Annotated in this window: 21 protein-coding genes; 11 read left to right on the forward strand and 10 right to left on the reverse strand. The window is 55.7% G+C overall.

All coding sequences use genetic code 11. The features are described 5' to 3' along the window. The first annotated feature begins 114 nt into the window (after nucleotides 1-114). Nucleotides 115-1,167 (forward strand): o-succinylbenzoate synthase, encoded by a 1,053-nt coding sequence (locus tag HMPREF0733_RS01970; RefSeq protein ID WP_013397711.1) that lies wholly within the window; start codon nucleotides 115-117, stop codon nucleotides 1,165-1,167. A 102-nt stretch (nucleotides 1,168-1,269) separates the two neighbouring features. Then, nucleotides 1,270-3,210, forward strand: a complete 1,941-nt coding sequence (menD, locus tag HMPREF0733_RS01975) for a 2-succinyl-5-enolpyruvyl-6-hydroxy-3-cyclohexene-1-carboxylic-acid synthase (RefSeq protein ID WP_013397712.1) — start codon at nucleotides 1,270-1,272, stop codon at nucleotides 3,208-3,210. A 157-nt stretch (nucleotides 3,211-3,367) separates the two neighbouring features. On the opposite strand, the gene HMPREF0733_RS01980 is transcribed toward menD, so the two are convergent. After that, nucleotides 3,368-4,261, reverse strand: coding sequence for an MBL fold metallo-hydrolase (locus tag HMPREF0733_RS01980; protein WP_013397713.1), 894 nt, complete (start codon nucleotides 4,259-4,261; stop codon nucleotides 3,368-3,370). Between the two features lie 173 nt (nucleotides 4,262-4,434). Between HMPREF0733_RS01980 and gluQRS the strand changes: the two genes are divergently transcribed. Continuing rightward, nucleotides 4,435-5,427 carry a tRNA glutamyl-Q(34) synthetase GluQRS gene (gene gluQRS / locus HMPREF0733_RS01985; protein ID WP_244864787.1) on the forward strand — a complete coding sequence of 331 codons (993 nt, stop codon included), beginning with the start codon at nucleotides 4,435-4,437 and terminating at the stop codon, nucleotides 5,425-5,427. 301 nt (nucleotides 5,428-5,728) lie between these two features. Continuing rightward, nucleotides 5,729-7,225: a sodium/proline symporter PutP gene (putP, locus tag HMPREF0733_RS01990; RefSeq protein WP_013397715.1), complete on the forward strand. Its 1,497-nt coding sequence runs from the start codon at nucleotides 5,729-5,731 to the stop codon at nucleotides 7,223-7,225. 110 nt (nucleotides 7,226-7,335) lie between these two features. Here putP and HMPREF0733_RS01995 read toward each other — a convergent pair whose 3' ends face one another. Next, nucleotides 7,336-8,718 carry a hypothetical protein gene (locus tag HMPREF0733_RS01995; protein WP_049775416.1) on the reverse strand — a complete coding sequence of 461 codons (1,383 nt, stop codon included), beginning with the start codon at nucleotides 8,716-8,718 and terminating at the stop codon, nucleotides 7,336-7,338. 228 nt (nucleotides 8,719-8,946) lie between these two features. Between HMPREF0733_RS01995 and HMPREF0733_RS10695 the strand changes: the two genes are divergently transcribed. From HMPREF0733_RS10695 to HMPREF0733_RS02025, 6 genes are all read left to right on the forward strand, one after another. Beyond that, the gene (locus HMPREF0733_RS10695) at nucleotides 8,947-10,311 is read left to right on the forward strand and encodes an AAA family ATPase (protein ID WP_013397718.1); all 1,365 of its coding nucleotides are present in this window, start codon (nucleotides 8,947-8,949) and stop codon (nucleotides 10,309-10,311) included. Further along, nucleotides 10,301-10,948, forward strand: coding sequence for an RloB family protein (locus HMPREF0733_RS02005; protein ID WP_013397719.1), 648 nt, complete (start codon nucleotides 10,301-10,303; stop codon nucleotides 10,946-10,948). The genes HMPREF0733_RS10695 and HMPREF0733_RS02005 overlap by 11 nt, the downstream gene beginning before the upstream one ends. A 91-nt stretch (nucleotides 10,949-11,039) precedes the next feature. Beyond that, the gene (locus HMPREF0733_RS02010; protein ID WP_013397720.1) at nucleotides 11,040-11,993 is read left to right on the forward strand and encodes a 1,4-dihydroxy-2-naphthoyl-CoA synthase; all 954 of its coding nucleotides are present in this window, start codon (nucleotides 11,040-11,042) and stop codon (nucleotides 11,991-11,993) included. 11 nt (nucleotides 11,994-12,004) lie between these two features. Continuing rightward, nucleotides 12,005-13,507, forward strand: coding sequence for an AMP-binding protein (locus HMPREF0733_RS02015; protein WP_013397721.1), 1,503 nt, complete (start codon nucleotides 12,005-12,007; stop codon nucleotides 13,505-13,507). Nucleotides 13,508-13,557: 50 nt separating this feature from the next. Next, the gene (locus tag HMPREF0733_RS02020; protein ID WP_013397722.1) at nucleotides 13,558-14,472 is read left to right on the forward strand and encodes a 1,4-dihydroxy-2-naphthoate polyprenyltransferase; all 915 of its coding nucleotides are present in this window, start codon (nucleotides 13,558-13,560) and stop codon (nucleotides 14,470-14,472) included. Nucleotides 14,473-14,842: 370 nt separating this feature from the next. Then, a complete protein-coding gene (locus HMPREF0733_RS02025) occupies nucleotides 14,843-16,087 on the forward strand; it encodes a trypsin-like serine peptidase (protein WP_013397723.1) in 1,245 nt (414 codons plus the stop codon). Between the two features lie 195 nt (nucleotides 16,088-16,282). Here the strand turns inward: HMPREF0733_RS02025 and HMPREF0733_RS02030 are convergent, their stop codons facing one another. Next, nucleotides 16,283-16,570, reverse strand: a complete 288-nt coding sequence (locus HMPREF0733_RS02030; protein WP_004005418.1) for a DUF4229 domain-containing protein — start codon at nucleotides 16,568-16,570, stop codon at nucleotides 16,283-16,285. Nucleotides 16,571-16,696: 126 nt separating this feature from the next. Here HMPREF0733_RS02030 and HMPREF0733_RS02035 point away from each other — a divergent pair, with 126 nt between their 5' ends. Continuing rightward, nucleotides 16,697-17,131, forward strand: coding sequence for a PLD nuclease N-terminal domain-containing protein (locus HMPREF0733_RS02035; RefSeq protein ID WP_013397724.1), 435 nt, complete (start codon nucleotides 16,697-16,699; stop codon nucleotides 17,129-17,131). 330 nt (nucleotides 17,132-17,461) lie between these two features. Here the strand turns inward: HMPREF0733_RS02035 and ccsB are convergent, their stop codons facing one another. The 7 genes from ccsB to HMPREF0733_RS10870 form a co-directional block, all read right to left on the reverse strand. After that, nucleotides 17,462-18,574, reverse strand: a complete 1,113-nt coding sequence (ccsB, locus tag HMPREF0733_RS02040; RefSeq protein ID WP_013397725.1) for a c-type cytochrome biogenesis protein CcsB — start codon at nucleotides 18,572-18,574, stop codon at nucleotides 17,462-17,464. Between the two features lie 3 nt (nucleotides 18,575-18,577). After that, nucleotides 18,578-20,332 (reverse strand): cytochrome c biogenesis protein ResB, encoded by a 1,755-nt coding sequence (gene resB, locus HMPREF0733_RS02045; RefSeq protein ID WP_013397726.1) that lies wholly within the window; start codon nucleotides 20,330-20,332, stop codon nucleotides 18,578-18,580. Nucleotides 20,333-20,347: 15 nt separating this feature from the next. After that, the gene (locus HMPREF0733_RS02050; RefSeq protein WP_420865356.1) at nucleotides 20,348-21,355 is read right to left on the reverse strand and encodes a cytochrome c biogenesis CcdA family protein; all 1,008 of its coding nucleotides are present in this window, start codon (nucleotides 21,353-21,355) and stop codon (nucleotides 20,348-20,350) included. A 1-nt stretch (nucleotide 21,356) separates the two neighbouring features. Beyond that, a complete protein-coding gene (locus HMPREF0733_RS02055; RefSeq protein ID WP_013397728.1) occupies nucleotides 21,357-21,998 on the reverse strand; it encodes a TlpA family protein disulfide reductase in 642 nt (213 codons plus the stop codon). A 70-nt stretch (nucleotides 21,999-22,068) separates the two neighbouring features. Then, the gene (locus HMPREF0733_RS02060) at nucleotides 22,069-22,758 is read right to left on the reverse strand and encodes a histidine phosphatase family protein (protein WP_013397729.1); all 690 of its coding nucleotides are present in this window, start codon (nucleotides 22,756-22,758) and stop codon (nucleotides 22,069-22,071) included. A 56-nt stretch (nucleotides 22,759-22,814) separates the two neighbouring features. Next, nucleotides 22,815-23,069: a glutaredoxin family protein gene (locus HMPREF0733_RS02065; RefSeq protein ID WP_013397730.1), complete on the reverse strand. Its 255-nt coding sequence runs from the start codon at nucleotides 23,067-23,069 to the stop codon at nucleotides 22,815-22,817. Nucleotides 23,070-23,318: 249 nt separating this feature from the next. Further along, entirely contained in the window at nucleotides 23,319-23,417 is a 99-nt protein-coding gene (locus HMPREF0733_RS10870) for a 30S ribosomal protein bS22 (protein ID WP_005504750.1), read from the reverse strand. Between the last annotated feature and the right edge of the window lie 257 nt (nucleotides 23,418-23,674).

Below are 23,674 nucleotides of genomic sequence, written 5' to 3' on the forward strand. Positions count from 1 at the left end.
GCGGTGTCTGTAAACACGACATAGAAAACACTATCTCAGGTTAAGCTATGAAAAATACGTGTTTTCTAAATTCCAAGCTGGGAGTTTACCGAGAATACCTTAAGGAGAAACGCCATGTCATCCGTGCCGCCGCTAGGATACGGGTTCATCACTGAGGGCTTAGCTTTGCCGCCGTTAGAGCAGGTTTTACGCGCCGTTCGAGTGGTTGATATTCCTATGCGGGTGACCTTCCGCTCGGTCAATCGGCGCCAGAGTGCGCTGATACAGGGTCCCGCCGGATGGGGCGAGTTCGCACCGTTTTTAGAGTATGACGATCATGAGGCGGCGGCGTGGTTAGCCTGTGCGTTAGAGTCCGCCTGGCTGGGGGCGCCGCCCGCTCGTCGAGCCACTATTCCGGTGAACGCAACCCTTCCCGCAGTGAGCGCCGAGCGGATTCCCGAAGTGCTGAACAACTATCGTGGAACCATCCACGAGCTTAAAATCAAGGTTGCCGAGAAGGGGCAAACTCTCGACGATGATATTGCCCGCGTTGCGGCAGCGCGGCGTGCCCTCCCGAATGCACGGTTGAAGGTGGACGCTAATGCGGGGTGGAGCGTACCCGAAGCTCTCGAAGCCCTTGCGGCGCTGAACGAGTACGATCTGCTTTATGCCGAGCAGCCTGTCGCCACGGTTGATGAGCTTGCGCAGGTGCGTGCCCTGGTGGGCGAGCGCAGTCTTTCGATGCTCATCGCCGCCGACGAATCCGTGCGTAAGGCCAGTGACCCTCTCAAGGTGGCGCAGGCGCACGCCGCCGATGTGCTGATCGTCAAGGCGGCACCTTTAGGCGGGGTTCGGCGCGCGCTAAAGATCGTTGAACAGGCAGGTTTACCCACGGTGGTGTCTTCGGCGCTGGAGTCTTCCGTAGGTATCGCGACCGGTGTGTCTCTGGCGGCGGCTCTGCCGGATCTTCCCTATGCGTGCGGGCTGAGTACGGTCTCGCTGATGAGCGCCGATGTGACTGACGATTCGCTGCTTGCTCGCGATGGCGAGCTCCAGATGCGGCGGGTTGTGCCTACGGAGTCGGCACTGAGGCGCGTTGAGGCAGAGGGCGAAGTGCGGGATGCCTGGGTGGAGCGCATCCGACGGTGCTACCTGGTGCTTCAGGAAGCCTTGCCCACGAGTCTTTAGCCAGGTATGTTCTGAACGTTCTGGTCAGTGTTCTGGGGGCTAACTGCCCGTTTAGGGACCCCATATTCTTCACTCGCCCAAACACCGGTCTAGAATAGACGGGTGACTGAAAACCCCGACTGTGCCGACACCGTTCAAACTCCCCCCGCTCCAGCCGCTCCAGACTCCATGCTCTCCGCCGTCGCCGTGCTCGATTCCCTGATTCGCGCGGGCATGCGGCATGTGGTGGTCTCCCCAGGTTCTCGAAGCGCTCCCCTGGCGTATGCGGTTGCGGCGGCCGAAGAGGCAGGTGCGTTGGTTGCCCACGTGCGCATTGATGAGCGCGTGGCAGCGTTCACGGCGCTGGGTATCGCGAAGGCTTCGCGGCTGCCCGTGGGGTTAGTGTGTACCTCGGGAACGGCTCTGGGTGAGTATTTGCCCGCCGTGATGGAGGCTTACCATGCCGGGGTTCCACTGGCGATCATGAGCGCGGACCGTCCCGTAAGGCTGCGTGGAACCGGTGCTAATCAGACGACGATTCAAACCGATTTTTTCTCTCCCTTTGTGCGCGCAAGCGCTGATTTGACCTCATACCCCGAGCATAATCCGGGGCAGCAGACCGCCGATTTTATGGCATGTTTGGCGGCGCTGACGGGCAGCGATGCGCAGGATTGGTCGCGCACAAGCGATGAGCCCGTGGGGCCGGCGCATGTTAACGTGTGTTTCGATACCCCGCTCACGCCTTCGGCTCGGACAGCCGAAATTCTTCCTACCTGGGCCACATCGCTTGCCGAGCATATTGCCCCGGGGGCCGCATCGTACCCCGCTGAGCTTGAGCCTGCACAGCTGAGCCCTGTCGAGAAGCTTTGGCTGATTCAGCATGAACAGGTGGCTCAGGCCTCGCCGCTTAAACCCGAAGGCGCACCAGACTGCCCGAAAACGGTGGTGATCGCGGGAGACGGTGCCGAGCCGTTCGCTGCCGAGTTTGCCCGCGCGTTGAATCTGCCGCTACTGGCAGAGCCTTCTTCGCAGGCGCGGCACGGCGCTACCGCGATTCCCCAGTACACGACGGTACTCGGGGAACATGCGGCTTCCGAGCTGGGGCAGAGTATCGAGCGAACTATTTTATGCGGGCATCCCACGCTTTCGCGCCCTATTTCTGCGCTTTTAGCGCGTACCGATGTGCAGCATGCTTACTATGCGCCTCGGCGCGCCAGCTGGTACGAACCCGGCACCCGTGCCGTTCGCGAGATTGATTCGCCCGCCGAACTTGAAGCCTTTGCGCTTATGGGATCGGGCGTGCGGGCCGATGATTCCTGGCTTGATGCTTGGGTCACTGCCGGTCAGCGAGCTCAGGAGGCATCGCTCACGTCGATCGAAGCCTACCGTTATGCCAAGTCTGAAACAGTGCATCCGCAGGCCTCTATTCCATCCGAGGAATGTCACCAAGACGGTGCATATACTTCTCAGCCTGCTAGAATTCCCGCTCAGGCGCTTGCACTCCAAACCTGGAATACATGCGCACAGCAGCATCGAACCCTTGTCGTCGGATCATCGAGTATTGTGCGCGATCTAGATATTATCGCCCCCGCTCTTGGTGCCGATGCGCCCGCACGGGTTCTCGCAAACCGCGGGCTTTCCGGCATCGACGGGCTTATCGCAACGGCTGTCGGCGTTTCTTTAGCGGGCTACTACCCCACCGGCAACGCACGCACGGCTGCCGATGATTCCGCCCATGTAGCGGGCGCACCGATTCCGGTTACCCTCATATGCGGCGATTTGACCTTTCAATACGACATTTCTGCACTGAACCTGCCCATGACGGAGCTTCTGCCCGATCTTGACGTCGTCGTCTATGACGACGCCGGAGGCAGTATTTTTACCGCGCTGGAACATGGCACTCTCGCCCAGAATCCACAATTTGCCCGCGCCATCGAGCGGTTCTTCACGGTTCAGGCGGCACCGAATACGGATTTGGAACGCATGGCGGCAGGCTTTGGTGAGGAGTCAGGTATTCGGGTGCGCATTCACCGCCCGAACGATATTTTCGATACCCAAGCTTAGGTTACACCTTACCCCTTCTAAGGTTCGCAGAGTAAAACCTCCGCGCAGGAACGCACCATAATCTCAAAATGGTACGTACCCTATACGGAGGTTTTCAGAAATTCTTATGAATATGACGATATATGTCATACCCAGTCGTCATATGTCTGCGCTTATGCTAGTGCAGGCTGCCAATCGTGATAGGACCGGTGTATCCGGTGGTTTCAGAGCTGTCGGTGGGCACTTCGGTACCGTCAAGCTGCGCCATACGATCCAGCAAGAACCGGGTAGGTCCGGGTGCATAGGGCAGGTGGTACATGGCGGCGGTGGTACTCGCATCATTCGGGTCAATAGTTGAATGGCGAATAGCGTAAATAGCCTTCTTCATGGTCTCCTGAAAACGTTCCACAAAGTCACGCTCTACGGGGTCGCCGCAGCCAGGCACGTAGACGCGGTAACGATCAAGCTCAAGAAGCGCGCCTAGGGTCTCTACCCAACGATCGGGGAAAGAGTCTTCAAAGGACGGATCGGTCCCCTGCTCCAGCAGACCGCCCGTAAAGAGCACATCGTCGATGCCCACCAAGATATCGCCCTCGGTATGTCCGGGACCCAAGTAGATGAGGGTTGCCGAGCGTTCCCCCAGATCAACCGGGGTAAAGGTAATGCCTTCCCCGCTTTGGGCAACCAGATGATTTGGCACCACGATATCGGTTGCCGCTCCCTGGTGGTGTGCCATCTCAGGTTCTAGGGTCTCCACATAAAGACGCTGCCTATCCCCGTATTTCTTGATAGCGCGCGCCGCCCGCGGGTGCGACCAAAACTCTTCGGTGCCCATAGCCGCAAAAACGTCGTTTCCGAAATAACGCTCGGGGTGTGCGTGCGTATTGACGACGACGAGGGGCATACGGGTGATACGACGAACCTCATCATAAATTTCGGTTGCCTGTCGAGGTCCTGCACCGGTATCGATCACGAGTGCTTTCTCAAGACCGAGGATGAGTCCGGTATTTAGACAGTAGTTATCGGTTGCAATACGATAAACACCGTCCGCTAGTTCAATCGTGGTTGCCATACTTCTAACGGTACTCGACTTTAGCGTCAGATACGGAATATTTTTATAAAGGTTTAATAACACACTTGCGAATGTTTATCACGAAGTTCCCCATGAGGTTGTTATCATTTTGTTATTTTTTGCCGCATCCCATGGCGTGAGGCACTTTTAGAGGTACCGCTAGGATTAAAACCATGAGCTTACACAGCAGCAGCACCGCCCAGGATTCTTTCGCAATGCACACTCCTTCTTCACCAGGTGCAGGCAGGTACGCACCATCCCCCTCTGGAGACCTGCATCTGGGCAATCTGCGCACAGCAATTCTCGCATGGCTTCTCGCACGACAAGAGGGACTGCGCTTTGTGATGCGTATCGAAGACCTCGATCGCGTGCGCCCCGGTGCCGCCGAACAGCAGCTCGCCGATTTAAAATCTTTGGGGCTCGATTGGGATGCAACGCCCGGCGAAGACCCGCAGCGCCGCGACCATGTTTTACGCCAGAGCACACGACTTGCCGCCTACGATGCCGCCGTGCAGAAGCTCCAGGATGCAGGGCTGCTCTACGAGTGCTATTGCACGCGCCGTGAGATTTTGGAGGCAACCTCAGCACCGCACGGCATCCCCGGCTCCTATCCAGGGACATGCCGAAGCCTGAGTGATGCCGAGCGTGAATCTCGGCGTGAGATACGCCCTCCCGCCCTGCGCTTGCGCGCCGAAATCAGTGAATTTACGGTACAGGATATGTTTGCCGGTGAGTACACGGGCGCCGTCGATGACGTGGTGGTTCGCCGCAACGACGGCACCTATGCTTACAACCTAGCCGTCGTGGTCGATGACCATTATCAGGGTGTAACCCAGGTGGTGCGCGGAGACGATTTATTATCTTCCGCTCCGCGCCAGGCATACTTGGCAGCACTCCTGGGGTATGAACTGCCCCTCTATGCCCACGTCCCCCTAGCCCTCAACACGGAAGGTAAGCGTCTAGCGAAACGCGACGGCGCGGTAACGCTGAGACAGCTTCGGGACGCAGGGTTTGCAGAGTCCGATATTTTGGAGTGGGTTCGCGCCTCCATTCCCATTCCTGATGCCCCACAGTTCCCGAAATCGGCGCAGGATTTCCTGGAATACTTCGATCCTAAAGCCATGAGCCCCAAGCCGTGGATCATTACAAATCCTTTAGATTTATAAGAAGCAAAAGCATCACCACACGCCACGCGTTCACGTTGTGGTCAAAGCAACCTCAAGAGCCGCGAATTTTCGGGGTCGTTTCGCCAAAATTTCCCACATAAAACCACGCTTTACCACGGCATACCTCGTATGATGTGAATATATATTCAGCAGTATGCAAACACGCTGAATGCATTACGAGTTGGTAAATCCATTCCGAGCGGTTAGACTGTATCCCAAGCCACTCATAAAGTCATAGAGTTGCGCATAATTACACAGATAGTTACGTAACGAAATCCCAACCACTAGATAGGAATGAGAGATGACCGACGGTACGTTCCAAGTCATCGCACTGGCGATTTACTTCATCGCCATGATTGTGATTGGTCTGTGGGCAAACAGTAAAAACAACGACCTTGACGACTATGTGCTTGGAGGACGACAGCTCTCCCCCACCGTCGCGGCTCTCTCGGCAGGCGCCGCAGATATGTCCGGCTGGCTCCTGATGGGTTTGCCCGGCGCTGTCTATTTAGCCGGTCTTTCCAAATCATGGATTGCTATCGGTCTGACAATCGGCGCATGGGTCAACTGGAAATTCATCGCCCCCCGTCTGCGCAGCTACACCGAAGTCGCTGGCGATGCCGTTACCGTCCCCGTGTTCCTCAGCAACCGACTGCACGATAAATACAATATTCTGCGTATTTTTGCAGGCATTATTATCCTCGTCTTCTTCACCTTCTACGTCTCCTCCGGCATGGTTGCTGGCGGTAAATTCTTCGAGTCTTCCTTCCACCAGGATTACCTCACCGGTATGCTTCTCGTCGCCGGTATCACCATGTTCTACACTTTCTTCGGCGGCTTTATGGGTGCTTCCTACACCGATATGGTGCAGGGTCTTCTGATGCTCGCCGCGTTGATTGCCGTGCCGATCGTGGCTATTACCAATATGGGCGGACTCGACCACGTCACGGATGCCGTCGCCAACGTTCGCCCCGACGCCCTGGGACTTTTCGCGGGAACGACGTTCATCGGTATCGCTTCGGCGCTCGCCTGGGGCCTGGGATACTTCGGTCAGCCGCATATTATCGTGCGTTTTATGGCACTGCGCACCCCCAAGGATGCGAAAGCCGGGCGTCGCATCGGCATGAGCTGGATGCTCCTGACCGTGGTAGGCTCCATCAGCACGGCGTTCGTGGGCGTAGCCTACTTTGCAACCCACCCCGAAGTTTCTCTCACCGATAAGGAAAGTGCGGAGACAGTCTTCCTGGATCTCGCGCAGATTCTCTTCCACCCCTTTATCGCCGGTATGATCCTGGCTGCCGTACTCGCAGCTATTATGTCTACGCTCTCCTCGCAGCTCGTGGTCTGCTCCTCGGCTCTCGTGGAAGATCTTTACGGTGTCTTTGTGAAGAAGAAGCTCAGCTCAAACCAGTCACTCTGGCTTGGACGTGCGGGCGTAGCGATTGTGGCGGTCATCGCGACTCTCATGGCGCTCGATAAGAACAACTCGATTCTCTCGCTCGTGGAGTTCGCTTGGGCAGGCTTTGGTTCGGCCTTCGGTCCAATCGTGATCCTCTCACTGTACTGGCGCAAGCTCACCCTACCGGGCGCGGTCTCGGGCATGGTCGTGGGTGCTGTCGTCACCTTCTTCTGGCGCCAGATCTTCAACCTCACCGAAACGATCGATGTTTACGAGATGATCCCCGGGTTCTTCCTAGCCTTCCTGGTGACCGTCGTGGTCTCTCTGGCTACCTACCAGAAGAATGAGGAAATTGAACAAGAGTTCGATAAGGCCGCAGAGCTCGCCAAGGCTGGCTAAGGTCTGAACTTCTGTTCACAGATTTGCCCCGATCCGCGCATTACGGATCGGGGCAAATTTTTTAATATTTTCAGCTCTAGCCTCTGTCTAGGGACTAATTCACGCGGCTTTTAGAGCGTGCCCGCCATCAGTTCCTGGCACCATTTCTGGATCGGGTGGCTCGCCTCCAGCAAGGCTCTGCGCAGGATGCGGTACGTTTTCGCATCCGTAGCATCATCAACGTTGAAGAGTTCCTGCTCAATCTCGTAGCGCGGCTCTCGCAGCTGGTCGAGATGCTGCAATTCGTCCAGCGTTAGCACGCGCACCACCCCATAGTTGTACCCCGTGTGCTCGTTATTCTCGGGAACATACACGCTCCGGGCGAAAGAGGGACTGTCCTCCTCAAAAATCGTGTTCTGAAAGTTCGTGGTGTCGAGATACGCCGAATCCTCAAGATTGACGGGGCCGGCAAAATGCGAATCGGAAAAATCGACGGAATCGTTATAGATAGAATCCCCGAACGTGGCCTCCTGCAAATAGGTCGAATGCCAGAACCATGCCCGACCGTAATAGACGCTCTTGCTCAGGTTCGCGCGCCCGCCATAGGTGCACCGGTCAAGATCGGCGAAGGTCGCGTAGGTGCTCAAAAACAGGTCTGCGCCGCGCCTGTAATCGCAGTTCCCCAGGCTTGCGTGACCCACATAGGTGCAGCAGGCAAGATCAGCGTGCCCCTCATAAATACTGTCGTTCAGGGCAGCCTCACCCCAGTACACGTTGTAACTCAGGCTGGCGTTGGCACGGTACACGGACTCGCTGAAATCGACGTTCCCGCGGTAGTTACAGAAGCTCGCGTTAACCCCTCCGTTGTAAGTCGAAGCGCTGAAATCGGCCTCTGTGTAATAGGCGGAATTGCTGCAATCTAAATACCAGGTGTAGGTGGAACCCGAAAAATCGGCCTCCGCATAGTAGGTGCACCCGCGCAGGTTCAAGCGTCCCTCCCATTGCGAGCGCCCAAAGCTAACCGGATAGAAGAACACGCTACCCGAAAAATCGAAGGAGAGACGGCTCCACGGTCCCGGTCCCTCGTAGCGGGGCATAACCCTCAGGTGAATGGTATCGAGAACGGTTTGGCGGAACCGCGCCTCAGCACGGAACTCGGCTTGTTCGGCGCGGAATCGTGCTTTTTTCTGGGAATCCCAGCGTTTCTTCGGTTCTCGGTTCAGCCGCATATAGTCTTTATGCCTGGAGGCGGGCAGGAATGGGGCATAGATGCACGCGCAAAACGTATCGATAATAACCTGTGCCTCGGCAAGGCGCTGTTCTTCGGGGGTGCGCTCATCCGCAAGCCACTCATCGGCAAGACGCACCAGAGCGTTAAACCCTCCCACGCGCGTGGCAAATCCGCTCTCCCCTAAAAGCGCGGTCGCCGCCGCATACCGTTCATGCCGCATTGCATGAAGGTGGATGAGGGAATCATCAGGTGTTGCAGAAGTTCGCGACGTGTACTCTGACATATTCTTCTGTCCTTGGTGGCTGGGCGGGCATAAATAGGCTCTTCCAGCATCTTATAGCAGGAGTGGATGCGCAAGGAATATGAAAGATGTGTAAACCCAGGACTCACCGAATCGACCTGAATTCTGATGTTATCTATATAGAACGTAAAAATGTTCTTAAACCCTCATTTTTTGAGAAAAATCATAAATTTCTAGAGTTCAGTGCAGAGTATATGATATTTTTTTGGTATGCAGATTCTCAACTTTCGAGTCAAAAACCATAAGAGCCTGAGGGATGAGACGGCACTAGAGCTTCTGGATAGTTCCCTCACCACGCTAAAGCCCTCAGCGAATAAAACGTGGGGTCAATACGTTCATACCGTTGCAGGTATTTTTGGCGCAAATGCCTCCGGTAAGTCAAATGTTCTGGACGCTCTTCGGTACTTTACGGCCGCCATCGAAAATTCTTCAACAATATGGCAGGATTCCAGCTCCTTTCCCCATGTGCCCTTCAAATTATCAGACACATCTCGAACAGCAGACAGCGCCTATGAGCTAGATTTTCTCCTTGACGACATACGTTATCGTTATGGCTTCTCCGTTAACTCGGAAGGGGTCAACATTGAGTACCTGATGCATCTTCCTAAGAGCCGCTGGCGCACAATCTTCACACGTGAATATGTAGAAGGTATAGATTCGGTAGATTTTATTGCGCGTGACGTCAAAAAACTCGAAGTTTCCCACCGAGAACTTGTGCTATCCCGCGCAGCCACTCTTGGCAGGAAAGATATCTTAGGATCTGTAGCGCATGCAATAACCCATAAAATTGATTTTGTTCTCCTCAGCGAGCGAGACCAACAGATGCGTATTGAAGCCATCATCAACGCATTAGTGGAGCTTTCCATAACTCGTGACGATATAGCACAATTGTTGCAAGTTGCCGATATTGGGATCCAAAAGGTTGATATATGGCAGTCAGAGGATAATCTTGACGTCGATAATCTACCTCAAGATATGCCACGCACTGTGCAGCAGATAATCCTTCAGATACTTGCTACGGAACAAAAATCAGCAGCAGATTCTAATGCAAAACTCATTCAGCGTCGCTTAGAATTTTTCCATAATTCTGCCGATAGTAATTCTCCACCTTTATATCTCAGCGATGAAAGTGATGGAACATTAGCATGGCTTGCAATCTCTTTTGCTGTCCTTGAAGCGCTCCGCACTGGTAAAGTAGTATGTGGAGATGAGCTCGACTCAAGTCTTCATCCCCATCTTGTACGTCTAATCATCAGTTTATTTACCGATCCCAGTGTTAATACCCAAGGGGCACAGCTTATTTTTACCACCCATGATGCGACTATTCTTCATCATTATGAGGAATTAGGTTTATCTCCTGAAAACTTCTGGTTTACCGAGAAAAATCGTGATGGTGCTACTGGACTTTTCTCGCTTGCAGACTTTCCAAAAATCACAGGAGCAAATATCGAAAAACGCTATCTGTCGGGTCGATACGGTGCCGTTCCCTTTGTATCACACAGTATTTTCTGGAAAATTTTGGAGAATAAGAAACAGAAATTGTCTCAAGTAGAGGCTGTGAGCCATGGGTCGTAGAAGTCGTAAGAACAGCAAGGATCTGTTCCCCAATAATCCCCGCAGTAAAGATCGTGTCCCCAAACGTAATTTCCTGATCTGCGTTGAAGGAGAAAAAACAGAGCCTAAATACTTCAAGATGCTCACAGAGCATATCAAAAACCTAGGAATTAATACCGATATTAAGGTAGTTAAGCCTAAAGGATCAGACCCTGCAAGCATTCTTAAGGGCTGTCTTTCCTATCTGAGAGAGGCAGAGAACGACGGTAACGCCTACGATGATTGTTTTTGCGTAGTAGATGTCGATGCACACGCGACGCTCGATCAAGCTCTTCGAGACGCACGCAGTCACCACATTTCTATGGTGGTGACAAACCTTAAGTTTGAAGTATGGCTGCTGTGGCATGTGGGAGACCAGCCTGGCGGATATGCTAATAACCATCAGCTGGACACTCTGGTGAAAAAGCTCTCCAACTCAGGAAAAGCACCACTTTTAACCGGCAGTAACTATAAAGGTCTGCACCCTAATTTTCCTATCGAGAACTACAGAGATGCCGTCAAAATTGCCCGGCAGAAAGACCCTCAGATGGCGTTCAACCGGAAGGGTCAGAACCCTTCCAGCGCCATGCCTCTTTTGATTGAAAAACTTATGGGGTGAGTTCTCCCATCAGATACCCGTACTGAGTCTAAACCGGATCAAGAATTGTTCTCTGCACAGCACGGGTGCCCCACCGCGTAAAATAGGGGGCATGACTGTTACGTTCCCTCCCCAGGTTTCCGATATTTTCAACCCGCAGCACTGGCGCATCGTTGAAGGGTTTGAGGATTTTACCGATATCACCTACCACCGCCAGGTGCAGCGCGACGAGACAGGTGAAATCCTGCGCGACTTGCCGACCGTGCGCATCGCTTTTAACCGACCCGAGGTGCGTAACGCCTTTCGCCCGCATACTGTGGATGAACTCTACCGGGCGCTCGATCATGCCCGCATGACCTCGGATGTAGGCACTGTACTTCTGACCGGGAACGGCCCCTCCCCCAAAGATGGCGGGTGGGCGTTCTGCTCGGGCGGCGACCAGCGCATCCGCGGGCGCGACGGCTACCACTACGCCAGCGGCGACACCGCCGAATCTATTGACCCTGCACGTGCCGGGCGGCTGCATATTCTGGAGGTGCAGCGCCTGATTCGTACCATGCCCAAGGTCGTGATCGCTCTGGTTTCCGGCTGGGCTGCGGGCGGCGGGCATTCCCTGCACGTGGTCGCGGACTTGACCATAGCCTCCGAAGAGTACGGCAAGTTTAAGCAGACCGATGCGACTGTCGGCTCTTTCGACGCGGGCTACGGTTCGGCGCTTTTGGCGCGGCAGGTTGGGCAGAAGTTTGCGCGCGAAATATTCTTCCTCGCCAAAGAGTACGATGCGCGGCGCATGTACGAGATGGGTGCCGTTAACGATGTGGTGCCGCACGCAGAGTTGGAAAACAAGGGTCTGGAATATGCGGCGCATATTGCCCGGCAGTCTCCGCAGGCTATCCGTATGCTCAAGTACGCCTTCAATCTGCCCGATGACGGTATGCTCGGGCAGCAAGTTTTCGCAGGCGAAGCAACCCGCATGGCGTATATGACCGACGAGGCTGTGGAGGGGCGCGATGCGTTCCTGCAAAAGCGTGACCCCGACTGGTCGAACTATCCCTACTATTTCTAGGGTTTCACACGTTGCAGAATAACCGTTCTGTTGTGCCGGAAGGCCCCCGCAATCCCCGTGAGTCCCGGGCGGATAGCGGCGAAGCAGGCGCCACGATAGGCGCTTTCTCCGGTTCGCTCGCGCCGCTTCCTGCTCCACGCCAGGATGCGCTGCATCCGCACGCGGTCATGCTCAGCGCCGATGCGCCCGCCAATCCGCAGGAGATTCTGCGCGCCTTCGAGCGCTCTCTCACCGGGGGCTTACCGAACGGCGCTCGCGATAATCAAGACCCGCTCGGGCAAACAGAAAACCCGGAGTCTCTTGCGCTCGTGGTGGGCACCTCCGGGTCCACGGGTGCGCCAAAACAGACGGCGTTAAGCGTGCAGGCGCTGAGGGTATCCGCCCGGGCGACCGAGAGGTTTTTTGCGGACTACCCTTCGTCCGGTTCGGCGAAGCCGCAGCGGGCGGTTTCTGAGGCTCCTGCGCAATGGCTTCTTGCCCTGCCCGCGCACTATGTGGCGGGGGCTCAGGTTCTCGCCCGGTCGGTGCTCGCCGGAACGACACCGGTAGTTGCCGCATCGGTTACCGACGGGGTTAGTTTTACACCCGAAGTCTTTCTGAACGCCGCCGAGCGGCTCAGCTGCGCCCGCCGGTTCATTTCTCTTGTGCCCACGCAGGTGCACAAGCTCCTAGAAGCCGCCGAAGCCAGTCCCGCACTGGGGTCAGAAATTTACGATGCGCTTGGTCAGTTCACCGGAATCCTGCTTGGCGGTGCCCCGGCGAGCGCATCCCTATTGGCGGCAGCACGAGAGCTCGGGCTGAACGTGGTCACCACCTATGGCAGCGCAGAAACCGCCGGTGGGTGCGTCTATTCAGGGACCGCGCTGCCCGGGGTGCGGCTGCGTGTGGTTCCCGAGGACGGAAGCTTATTAGACAGTTCTGTGGCGGGCGACGCTGCGGCAGGGGGACCCCCTAACATCGGGCGCATTTGGCTTGGCGGTGAGCACCTTGCCAGCGGGTATATGGGCGATAGCGCGCGCACCGCATCCCATTTCTTCGTTGATGCCGACGGATGCCGGTGGTACCGTACCGACGATTACGGCTCGCTCGCACCTGCTGCCCCGAAGAATGCGCCAGAGGACGAGGGCGCCCCGATGCTGAACATTGTGGGGCGCTCCGATGATGTGATTATTACCGGAGGAGTCAAGGTTTCCGCTCGGGCAGTTGCCGCCGTTCTTGAAAGCCATCCGGCGGTGCGTGAGGCTGCGGTCATGGGCATTCCCGATGCGCGCTGGGGCTCGGCGGTGGCTGCCGCGATCACCCTGCGGGGCGCATCCGAGGCGCAGAGTGTCCTCGATACCTCTCGGGCTACATGCGATATGCTGCGTGAGTTCTGCACCGACAAGCTAGGTGCGGCGGGTACCCCTAAATACCTGAGGATACTCGCCGATTTTCCGACCGCAAGCACGGGCAAACCCGACCGGCGGGCTATATACAGTATGCTGTACAGAGAATACACAAATACGAGGGGCTAAAGACCCCGCCAAGAATCAGTTTTCGCACGCTCGCTACCGGAGGGATCACCGTGGCAACACCCGCAGAGTGGATTGAAGGCGCACGCCTGCGTACCCTACCGCTTGCCCTCGCCCCTATCATCGCCGGATCAGCCGCAGCGTACGAGATTGATGCGTTCAAGCCCTGGTATGCGTTTTTAGCGTTTTTGGTGGCGTTTTTTCTACAGGTCGGGGTGAATTACGCAAACGATTATTCCGACGGTATCAAAGGCACCGATGAGGGCAGGGTTGGCCCGATGCGCCTCGTCGGTTCCGGCGCGGCAAGCGCGAAATCTGTCAAATACGCCGCGTTTTTGTGCTTTGCTCTAGCCATGTGTTCCGGGTTGATTCTGGTGGCGCTGGCAAACCAGTGGTGGTTCTTGGCGATTGGCGCCTCCGCGGTCTTCGCCGCTTGGGGGTATACCGGCGGTAAGCGCCCTTACGGTTATATGGGTTTGGGCGATATTTTCGTGTTTGTCTACTTCGGACTGGTCGCCACCTTAGGTACCCTCTACACGCAGTCTCATGAGCTGACGGTGACCGGGTGGGTGTCTGCGATAGCTATCGGACTTATTTCCTGCGCCCTGCTTATGGCAAATAACGTGCGCGATATTCCGACCGACCGTAAATCCGGTAAGCTTACGCTGGCAGTGCGGCTTGGGGATTGGCGAGCGCGCATTGCCTATTGTGCGGAAATGCTGATAGCACTTCTTTTAGGGGCTTTTGTGGTTCCGCATAATCCCTGGTTTTTGGTAACTTTTATTCTTCTGGGACCGACTGTTCATTCTTGCGTAACGGTTTTGTTTAAACAGGGACCGGCGCTTATACCCGTACTCAAACAAGCAGGAATTGTGGCACTAATCTATAGTATTTTAGTTGCTATTTCAGTATGGCTACATGGATTAAATCTATTGAGTAATACCGTTGAGGTTTTCACAGGGTATTAAGGATGAGCACCACTTTGCCGAAAACGCCCTGAACTCTGTTTTTACCGCTTATTCCCGCGGATTCCCACTATTCTTACTGACTCTCCCTCATACTAAAGGGAGTCTTTATGTGAATTTAGCAGGTTTTCTAACGCTTTATTTACATAAAGATTCTTTTTATGTCTCGCAGGGGGCATGGTACAACGAGTGAATCTCATATGTTCTCACATCGTGAGTTTTGATGACATAATTCACCTTTTTCTGCATGTCGTATTGACATTTGAAAAGATCTTTATTTACATTAATAGTAATTTCAAGTGTTGACATATCATTCACTCAATTACATAGCGACTCTTGAATCACCACTCTACCCACCTGAAAGGACACTTTCGTGCGCCATTCACTTCAGGGTGCCGTGCAGCGTGCACCCTTTTTTCTTGCAGCATCTTTGCTTGTATCGACAAGTTTTATCCCCGCGAATGCGGTCTCTACCCCTAACGACTCCGCATCGTACACCCACACCGTCTCTGAGAGAAGCGACGATTCCGCTTCCGCAGTAGCACCTCTCAGCGACGACGTTCTTAACGCCGATCCCCAGGCATCGGTTGTGGCAGGTCAGGAAGGCGAGAACCCGGGGGCTATTCCCGAGGGAGACCCGCGAGTCATTACCTATTGGACGACCGAGCGTATGGAAAACGCTATTCCTGCAGATAACGTAGAGGATCCCCAGCAGGAGATCAACAATGCCGTCTCTCAGATGGAGACTGAAGAGCAGAATCCCGAGGTCGTTTCTCAGGAGGAAACCAACGAGTCCGGTGAGGAATACACCCCGCAGACTCTCACTCAGGAAGCTGACGAGCCTGAAACCACCGCTGAGTCTGTAGACCCCGTTCTGCCCGAACAGAAGGACGCACGCAATGGTGTGCAGCTTCAGGGTGCATCCAAGGTAACGAACTTCTCGCACACCAACGGCAAGATTTTCTACACCGACGCTAGTGACGGTAAAAACTATGTATGCTCCGGTGCGGCGATCAACACTCCCACCAAGCGTACCGTGGTAACCGCCGGTCACTGCGTGCACGGTGGTAAGAATAAGACCTGGCACCGCAATATCGTGTTCGTTCCCGGCTACAACCGGGGAGTGCGCCCGCATGGCACCTTCAGCGCGCAGTACCTGCGTGTTGCCAACGACTGGGTTCAGTACGGCCAGCCTACGGGCGGTACCGGCGACAGCTACAAGCATGACGTTGCTTTCATCAAGACCAACACCAACGAGAAGGGTCAGCTCCTCGTGAATATGGTAGGCGGGCACGGTTTGAATGTGGACCGCAGCCCCATCTTCGAGAGCACCGTCTTCGCATACCCCGGCAACAAAGAGTCCGGTAGGGTTATGCACGCCTGCTGGGGCAATACCCACACGATCCGCATTACCCCCTACTACTTCCCCACGCTTTCGGGATGCGAGTTCGCGGGCGGATCCTCAGGTGGCCCGTGGCTTGCCGACTACAATAATGCGACCGGCCTGGGTAAGGTTCAGAGCGTAACCTCATTCGCAACCAATAACAATACGTCTGTCTCGGGTGCGATCTTCGACCGCCCCGTCTGGGACATCTACCAGAAGGCAGCTCAAGACTAAGAGCTGCCGCGAGCAGGTAGTTTTTGGTCGAGCAGGTAGGAAAATACTACCTGGCCGGATCGAAAACGACCTGCTCGCCACCTGATACATATAAGATGCGGCATCCCGCGCCCCTGCCACCGCCGGGTGGATTTGGGACTGGGGTGCCGCATCTTTGTTCTATGGAGGCAGGTTTAGTGCTGATGGGAGAATATCTTAGAAGTCTTCGCCCGAAACCTTCTTATGCTCATCGACGAGCTGATCTTCGAGCGTGCGGTTCTCCGCTTCATCTTTATTTTTAATGGTGGGGGCGCGTTTGAAAATTTTACGCATATCCGCGCTGGCGGCGGCGTGAAGTTTGGGAAAGAAAATATACGCCAGGGCGAAGGCGCATAGAATAGCGGCGGGACCAGCAATAAAAATACCCGCATCTATCAGCATAAAAAGGTAAAAGAGTACTACGACGAGGCCGAGCCGCAGCAGTGTGTACTTGAACAAGTTCATAACATCCAGTGTATCGGGGTTGCAATAAGCCCCCCAAGCAAACGAGATGCGGCACGCCGGGAACGTCACAGATTATTTGACAGTTTTCATTGTTGGTTATGCTCGGAGTGTGTAACACTAGAGACTATGATTCGAGCCATGATGATTATTGGTGCTTTCGCCCTGGTGGTGGGGCTAACTCTATATACTCTCTTGGATGCGCTGCGCACGCATCAGGACCAGATGCGTACCTTCCCCAAATGGCTGTGGATTATTGCGGTGATCTTCTTCCCCGTCGTGGGACCTCTCCTGTGGCTTCTGCTGGGCCGCCCGCGCGCCGTGCGAGCCCCTAAAACGCAGCAGGGCGGCGGGTTCACGAGCTCCCGGCGAGGCACACCGCCACCGGCAACGTCTTCACCCGACGACGATGAAGAGTACCTGCGCTGGCTCAAGACGAAGGCCGACCGTCAGCGACGATCTCGCGAAAAGGATACGGGCACCGGTCCTGCGGACGGCGGTACGGGTGGACGTTCTGAAGGCGAGAGCAACGACTCGGATGGAAAAGACGACTCTAAACACTAAGACACGGGGTACTAGAGATTTTTCATAAATATTGTGGGCGGTATTAAATACCCGGTAGGTGTTTAATACCGCCCACAAATACATTAATCACACAGATAAAACTGCTCTCAAGAAATACCACGATATAAACATGTTCAACTCACGGTATTCTCCACTCGGCATATAACAGCGCAGAGCTAGCTACCGGCAGCCGTCGAGAGCCGTTATCTCAAGCGTGTGGACCGCTAATTGACATCCCGAAGATGATAATCACGCACCAGAGTACTTTTTGCCGCATCATAATCGGCGAAATACCCAATGCATGAATTACCCTCGGTTTCACGCCCCAGATTACAGCCCCGAATATGAATGCAAACCCGAGAAGAAAATGTTCACGACCGTGAAATTAAAGATAATGCATGCATAGCCGATAATAGACAGCCATGCCGAGCGGGGGCCTGCCCAGCCGCGGGTGGCGCGTGCATGCAGATACGCCGCATACACCACCCAGATCACGAAGGTCCACACCTCTTTGGTGTCCCAGCCCCAGTAGCGTCCCCACGCGTGATTCGCCCAAATCGCACCGGCGGCAAGCGTGAAAGTCCACATCACAAACGCCAGCGCGTTCATGCGGAACGCAAAGTTCTCTAGAGCCTGGGCGCTCGGAACCAGGCGCATAAACGCCCATCCGCCCGATTTTCCGTTCAGGATGCGCTGCTCGCGCCTGGTCTGCACCAGCTGCAGTACAGCCATCGCGAAGGTAATCGTAAACACCCCGGAGGCTAACACCGCAATCGATACGTGAATTACCAGCCAATAGCTTTGCAGCGCAGGCTTCAAATGTCCCACCGGCGTGGGGAAACCAATTGTGGCGGCACACAGCATAATGAGCACAAGCCCAGACACCAGCGTGCCCACGAAGCGCACATCGCGGAATATGAGGGTTATCAGAAACACCGCAGACACCATGAGCGCGCCCGTGGTGCAGAACTCGTACATGTTCCCCCAGGGCACGCGCTGCGCTGCGATACCGCGCATTATCACGGCGGCGGTGTGCACGAGAGCGGCAAGCACCATCACAACCACGGCGATGCGCGCGGCGGGGCGGCGGACTCCCGTGTACAGCATCGCAGAATCGGCAACCTCACCTTCGAGAGCCCGGGCGGCAGCACCCTTATACCCCATGCCGCGTTCGCCGGTTCCCTGTTCGGTACCGCCCGTGCGAACCGTATCCGCAGCGGTATTCGTCGTCGCGGATGCGCCAGAAACAGCGCCCGCACCAACCTTTATCTTCGCCTTGACGGTGGATTTCTGTGCGGTACCCTCAGACCGCCCTTCCAGACGCCGGGTCACGCGCGAGTTTGCCACCACATCGGAGGTGAATGCAATAAAAACGACGGTGTAAATCAGCGCCGCAATGTACATAAATAGTTCGCTGGAGCGCGCTAATGAGTCGTTCAGCATCGGCTACTTACCCTCGTTTTCATCATGGTTATCATCATCAAATTCTAGCCCCCAAGCGGCGGCAAAAGCATCGGTGAGGCGTTCAGCCTCGTTCGCAAGGCGCGGATCTTCCCCGCGTGCCAGCAGACCGTATTCGACCACGAGCACGCCATCGGCGGTGTGGGCACGCACCCATACGCGGCGGCGCGCCACGAAAAGCGAGACGATAAGCCCGACGAACGCGACCACAAAGGAGTACAGAACAATATTCTGCCCGGGGTCGTGGCGCACATCCAGACCGACATAGCGCTTATACCCCAAAAACTCGATCTTTCCCTTGTTATCGGGCAGCACAGCTTCGGGATTCTGCGCGCTCAGTACAATGCCGTTGCCCTGTGCCATGGAGTTCAGCTCTTGTAACTTAGAGGTATCGAGCACGTACACATTCTGCGGCTGCCCCGAGTTGAGTCCCAGATCGCCCGAATAGGACTGGAAAATCAGCATGGGGTTTGCGGGGGCGGAATCTACCGAGTGGGGTACGGTAGTGCCGCGCGCATAGTCGCCGGTAGGTAGGAACATGCCCACAAAACCGAGCTGGCTGGGTTTGGCGTCCGGAACCTTGAGCACCACCGATGAGGTATATTTACCGTCCGTGGTAATACCCACCACGGTGCCCTCATAGGCGACTTTACCTTCGCCGTCCGTCACTCGCACCACGGGCGCATACCCATTGCCCGAGAGGAAAATACTGGTACCGCCAATATCGACCGGTTCGTTCACCTTGAGGGTCTTCTGCTCGGTGCTGCCCTGCGGGTCATGTACCGTCAGCTCCGCCTTGTAGTCAAGATCTTGCCCGTAGGTATGGCTGTCTTGCTGGCGATCGTAGCGCACCTGAAAATTATTGAGCGTCACCGCATACGGGGTAAGCCAGTCGGGGTTGTAGTTCGTGCCGGGAGTAAACGAATCGTAGCCAATCAGCGAATTGACGAAAGTTTCATCCTGAACCAGAATTTTTTGTCCACGGTATCCATAGAGCGAACCGAAGGCGACCCCTACCAGAATGCCAATCATCGCCACGTGAAAGAGAATATTGCCGATTTCGCGCAGATACCCTCGCTCGGCACCAACCGAGTAGTGTTCGTTCTCTTCGTCCCGAATTTCAACTCGGTAGTGGCTCTTTTTCAGGATGCGCGCCGCATCCTCAATCGCGCCCTTGGCGCTCAGGTTCAGCCCGGCATCCGCCACGGGAATCTCAAGCTGACGGTGTACCGGCATACGGGAAAGGTTTCTGGGGGTACGTGCCGGGGGCTTACGCCAGTCTTTCGCGTGTTTGATGGCGCGCGGGGTTACGCATCCGATCAGCGAAATAAACAGCAGCAGATAGATGGCAGAGAACCACGCCGAGGAGAACACGTCGAAAAGCTGAATCTTATCGGCAAATTCGCCCCAGCCGGGATGGTTCTTAATGTAATCGGTAACCTTAGTAGGGTCTTGGACACGCTGGGGGAAAATCGAGCCAGGCACAGCTGCAACCGCCAGCAAAAGCAGAAGCATGAGCGCCGTATTCATTTTGGTCAGCTGAGTCCAGCACCAGCGAAGCATACCCACGAACCCGAGGGCTGGCGCATCCTTGCGCGCTGATTTACCGGTTTTCTTGGTCTTCTCGGATGCGTTCACGGCACGCCCGGCATCTGCGGTTTTGCCCGCCTTGCGGTTTGCGGTGTTTGTATCCTTTGCCTCTGTTGAAGTGTTTTCATCGTCGCTGTGTTCGGAAACCATGACAGCCCTCCTTTCTTAGATCGGTAGTTCGTAGGCGGGTAATGCCGCCTGTATCCATGACATCAGCTCGGTCCACAGCCCCGTCATGAGCAGTACCCCGATCAGGATGAGTACGGCACCGCCCACCCGCTGTATGCCCAGGCGATGTTTTCGCGCCCACGCCAGGGTGCTCACTCCCCTGCCCATGCCCCATGCCACAAGCAGAAAGGGAACGCCCAGACCCAGACAGTATGCGAGAGTCAGAACGACTGCCTTGCCGGTGCCGGAACCGCCCGTATATACGAGGGTCTGCACGGCCGCGAAGGTCGGCCCGATGCAGGGTGCCCACCCCAACCCGAAGGTTATGCCCAGAATCGGTGCACCCCACAGCCCGGCGACCGGGCGGCGATGCAAGCGCTTATCGGTCTGAAAGATCGAGAACCCGCCCAGAAATACGACTCCCATAAGCACAACCAGCGCGCCCAGAATCATCGTGACCCAGGACTGCCCCTTGAGCCAGGGTGCGGTGCCGAGCTGGGCGAGGACAACAGAGAGAAGCACGAAAATAGCGGAGAATCCCGCAATAAACAGGGCAACTCCGGCGAGTAACCGCCAGGTGGTTTTGCGGCGAGTTACAGCATACTCATTCGGCGTCTGAGCTTTACTCTCTGTTGTTATGGGCGCAGAAGCGCTGTGATTGTCTACTACATCCTGTGTTTGAGGCACCGTTGACGCTAAACGCCGCGCCGCCGCCGAGTTCACGAGGGCGAAAGTTTTCGCATCCACGGGCTCCTCCGCATGCCCATCAGCTTGTGATGCGCCCGTTGCCGGTATATTCGCCCCGGTCAGCCCCGCAACATATCCTAAATACCCCGGAACCAGCGGCAGCACGCATGGAGAGGCAAAAGAAATAAACCCCGCGAGCGCGGCAAGCGGTACCGACAGCCACAGCGAGCCATCTAGCACGGTCGAGCTGATGCTCGCCACGGGGAGCACCCCTACCCCGGCAATAGCGATGAGCGGCTGAACGGGCGTGTGCGGCACGCTAGGCACCCTTCGTCACGGTCTCGACAAGGGTTTTCAGGATGGATGGGTTAGCCTGCCCCAGCACGCGGGATGCCACGCGCCCCTTCTCGTCCAGGATGACGGTGGTGGGCACCGCCTGCGCGGGTACGTATTTGCTGAGCGAGAGAAGAACCTTGCCCGTAACGTCTTTGAAGGAAGGGTAGGTGACGTTGAAGCTGCGCTCGAAGGCTTCTGCCGTGTTCTTCTCATCGCGCACGTTCACGCCGTAAAAGGCGATTTTATCTTTGAATTCCTCGGAGAGCTTCTGCAGGTCGGGCGCTTCGGCGCGGCAGGGGGCACATCCGGCGTACCAGAAGTTCAGCAGTACCGGTTTACCGCGCAGGGATTCGGCGGTTACAGTTTTTCCGTCGAAGAGTTCGCCGGTGAAGGCGACAGGGTCACCGCGTTCGGCTTCCTGGTATTCGGTGACGGAACCATCGCCCGCGATATAGCCTTTGTTATCACCCGAATTCGCCTGTTTCGCCAGGGAATCATCGCTGGATGAGCACGCCGAGAGGAGCACGGCACCGGCGGCGGTGGCGCAAATACCCGCACCCGTGTGCAGAAGCGCGCGGCGAGTGAGTGGGGTATTTGGCGTCGTGGGTTTTGGCATAGGGTTCATGCTTTCCTTCCGTGCCAGCTGGCGGCGGCATCGGTGTGTGCGAAGGCCTGCGTTCTTAAACTATAGGAGACTAGCTTCCGGGAAGCTGAATTACACCGCCGTACAGGGGCGAGGCGGGTTCGGAGTATCCGCTCACCTGCGGCATTTCATGATCAAAATCCGTGCTCTTAAAGTCGAGGGAGGTGATCGAGGCAAGGTTACACTGGCGTGTGCGCGGGTCATGCTGCAGCAAGCGGCCTTCTAACCCCAGACGGGTGACCCAGATGGGCAGCTGATGCGAGACAATAATCGCTTGTGCGCCTTCGCCGCCTTTGTCGTAGGCGGTGCGTGCTGCATCCTGAATAGCGGATGCCATGCGTTTTACCTGGTCAAGGTACGGTTCCCCCCAGGATGGGCGTAGCGGGTTGTAGAGTTTGCCCCAGTGTTTACGGTTGCGCAGAAGACCCTGCCTGGTAACGTGCTCGCCCTCAAAATAGTTATCGGCTTCGATAACCCGCTGATCCGCATGTGCTTCCAGACCCAGCAGCTCGGTGATTGGCGCGGCAGATTCGCGGGTGCGCAGCAAGGGTGAGCATACCAGATGCACAATCTTGGCACCATCCTGCGCGCGCTGAGCAAATTCTTGGGCGCTCATGCGCACCATCTGCTGCCCCTTCTCGGAGAGAGCGTAGTGCGGCAGACGGCCGTAGACAATGCGTTCGGGGTTGTGAACTTCGCCGTGGCGCATCAGGTGAACCGTAACCGTGAGCTGAGTAGTCATTCTCTCAGTTTCTCAGACTTTCGGCGCTACCCCAAAATATATTGCGAAGTGTCCGGTTAGCGGGCAAGTTTCTTGTCGAGAATCTTACGCATGCGTTTGGGGTTAATACGCCAAAAATCCTTCGCTTCGCCGTCGATGCACAGCACCGGAATTTCGGTCTTGTGGCGTTTGAGTAGATCCGGGTTATCGGTAATATCGAGCTCGGTATAGTCCAGGCCGTATTCAGCGCAGATTTCGCTCACGGTTAAGCGCGCATCCTCGCAGAGATGGCATCCGGGACGGGTCAGAAGTTCAATGACAGGTTCAGGCATAGTTCCCAGTGTATACCCGTGCAGCTTCTTGAGGTTCTGTCACGCTGTCTTGTGTGCCCACGTCTGCACGCGATATATGTCTGATAGTTATGTTCCCCTGTGCTCTATATTCTTGTTCGCACATATGCTCGGTCGGGAATATATACAGGTCACAGCACCACATCTAGGTTTACGCACTGGTGTGCCAGAGGCAAAACGCCCCGCATCCTTGCGGTTGAACCTGCTGGATGCGGGGTGCAGAAGCCTTAATTACTTCTTATTGCGGCGCTGGTGGCGAGTCTTGCGAAGCAGTTTACGGTGCTTCTTCTTGGACATACGCTTGCGGCGCTTCTTAATAACGGAACCCATAGGATTTCCTCACTTTTCTAGACCCGGCCAAACCAAACCGGTTTGGTAGCTACCCGGGTATGTTTATACCGGTATAAACGCTCTAAAAGGCATTTTAGGCACAGCAGTGCCCAGGCGTTTTGAGAACGCTACCTTCCTAGGGTACAAGGTAATAGCCTATTTTCACCATTTGAGGGACAGAAAACCTTCGATTTTGCGAGCTTTCTCTCGCCCTCGGTGTCTTTTCCACCGCAGCTGATATACATGAGGCGGCGAGA

The organism is Rothia dentocariosa ATCC 17931, assembly GCF_000164695.2.
In the GTDB taxonomy this organism is placed as follows: domain Bacteria; phylum Actinomycetota; class Actinomycetes; order Actinomycetales; family Micrococcaceae; genus Rothia; species Rothia dentocariosa.

Excerpts from the sequence above, each read along its gene's own strand:
- HMPREF0733_RS01970 (WP_013397711.1), top strand. The coding sequence starts at position 115 with ATGTCATCCGTGCCGCCGCTAGGATACGGGTTCATCACTGAGGGCTTA.
- HMPREF0733_RS01980 (WP_013397713.1), bottom strand. The coding sequence starts at position 4,261 with ATGGCAACCACGATTGAACTAGCGGACGGTGTTTATCGTATTGCAACC.
- gluQRS (WP_244864787.1), top strand. The coding sequence starts at position 4,435 with ATGAGCTTACACAGCAGCAGCACCGCCCAGGATTCTTTCGCAATGCAC.
- putP (WP_013397715.1), top strand. The coding sequence starts at position 5,729 with ATGACCGACGGTACGTTCCAAGTCATCGCACTGGCGATTTACTTCATC.
- HMPREF0733_RS01995 (WP_049775416.1), bottom strand. The coding sequence starts at position 8,718 with ATGTCAGAGTACACGTCGCGAACTTCTGCAACACCTGATGATTCCCTC.
- HMPREF0733_RS10695 (WP_013397718.1), top strand. The coding sequence starts at position 8,947 with ATGCAGATTCTCAACTTTCGAGTCAAAAACCATAAGAGCCTGAGGGAT.
- HMPREF0733_RS02005 (WP_013397719.1), top strand. The coding sequence starts at position 10,301 with ATGGGTCGTAGAAGTCGTAAGAACAGCAAGGATCTGTTCCCCAATAAT.
- HMPREF0733_RS02010 (WP_013397720.1), top strand. The coding sequence starts at position 11,040 with ATGACTGTTACGTTCCCTCCCCAGGTTTCCGATATTTTCAACCCGCAG.
- HMPREF0733_RS02030 (WP_004005418.1), bottom strand. The coding sequence starts at position 16,570 with ATGAACTTGTTCAAGTACACACTGCTGCGGCTCGGCCTCGTCGTAGTA.
- HMPREF0733_RS02035 (WP_013397724.1), top strand. The coding sequence starts at position 16,697 with ATGATTCGAGCCATGATGATTATTGGTGCTTTCGCCCTGGTGGTGGGG.
- ccsB (WP_013397725.1), bottom strand. The coding sequence starts at position 18,574 with ATGCTGAACGACTCATTAGCGCGCTCCAGCGAACTATTTATGTACATT.
- resB (WP_013397726.1), bottom strand. The coding sequence starts at position 20,332 with ATGGTTTCCGAACACAGCGACGATGAAAACACTTCAACAGAGGCAAAG.
- HMPREF0733_RS02055 (WP_013397728.1), bottom strand. The coding sequence starts at position 21,998 with ATGAACCCTATGCCAAAACCCACGACGCCAAATACCCCACTCACTCGC.
- HMPREF0733_RS02060 (WP_013397729.1), bottom strand. The coding sequence starts at position 22,758 with ATGACTACTCAGCTCACGGTTACGGTTCACCTGATGCGCCACGGCGAA.
- HMPREF0733_RS02065 (WP_013397730.1), bottom strand. The coding sequence starts at position 23,069 with ATGCCTGAACCTGTCATTGAACTTCTGACCCGTCCCGGATGCCATCTC.
- HMPREF0733_RS10870 (WP_005504750.1), bottom strand. The coding sequence starts at position 23,417 with ATGGGTTCCGTTATTAAGAAGCGCCGCAAGCGTATGTCCAAGAAGAAG.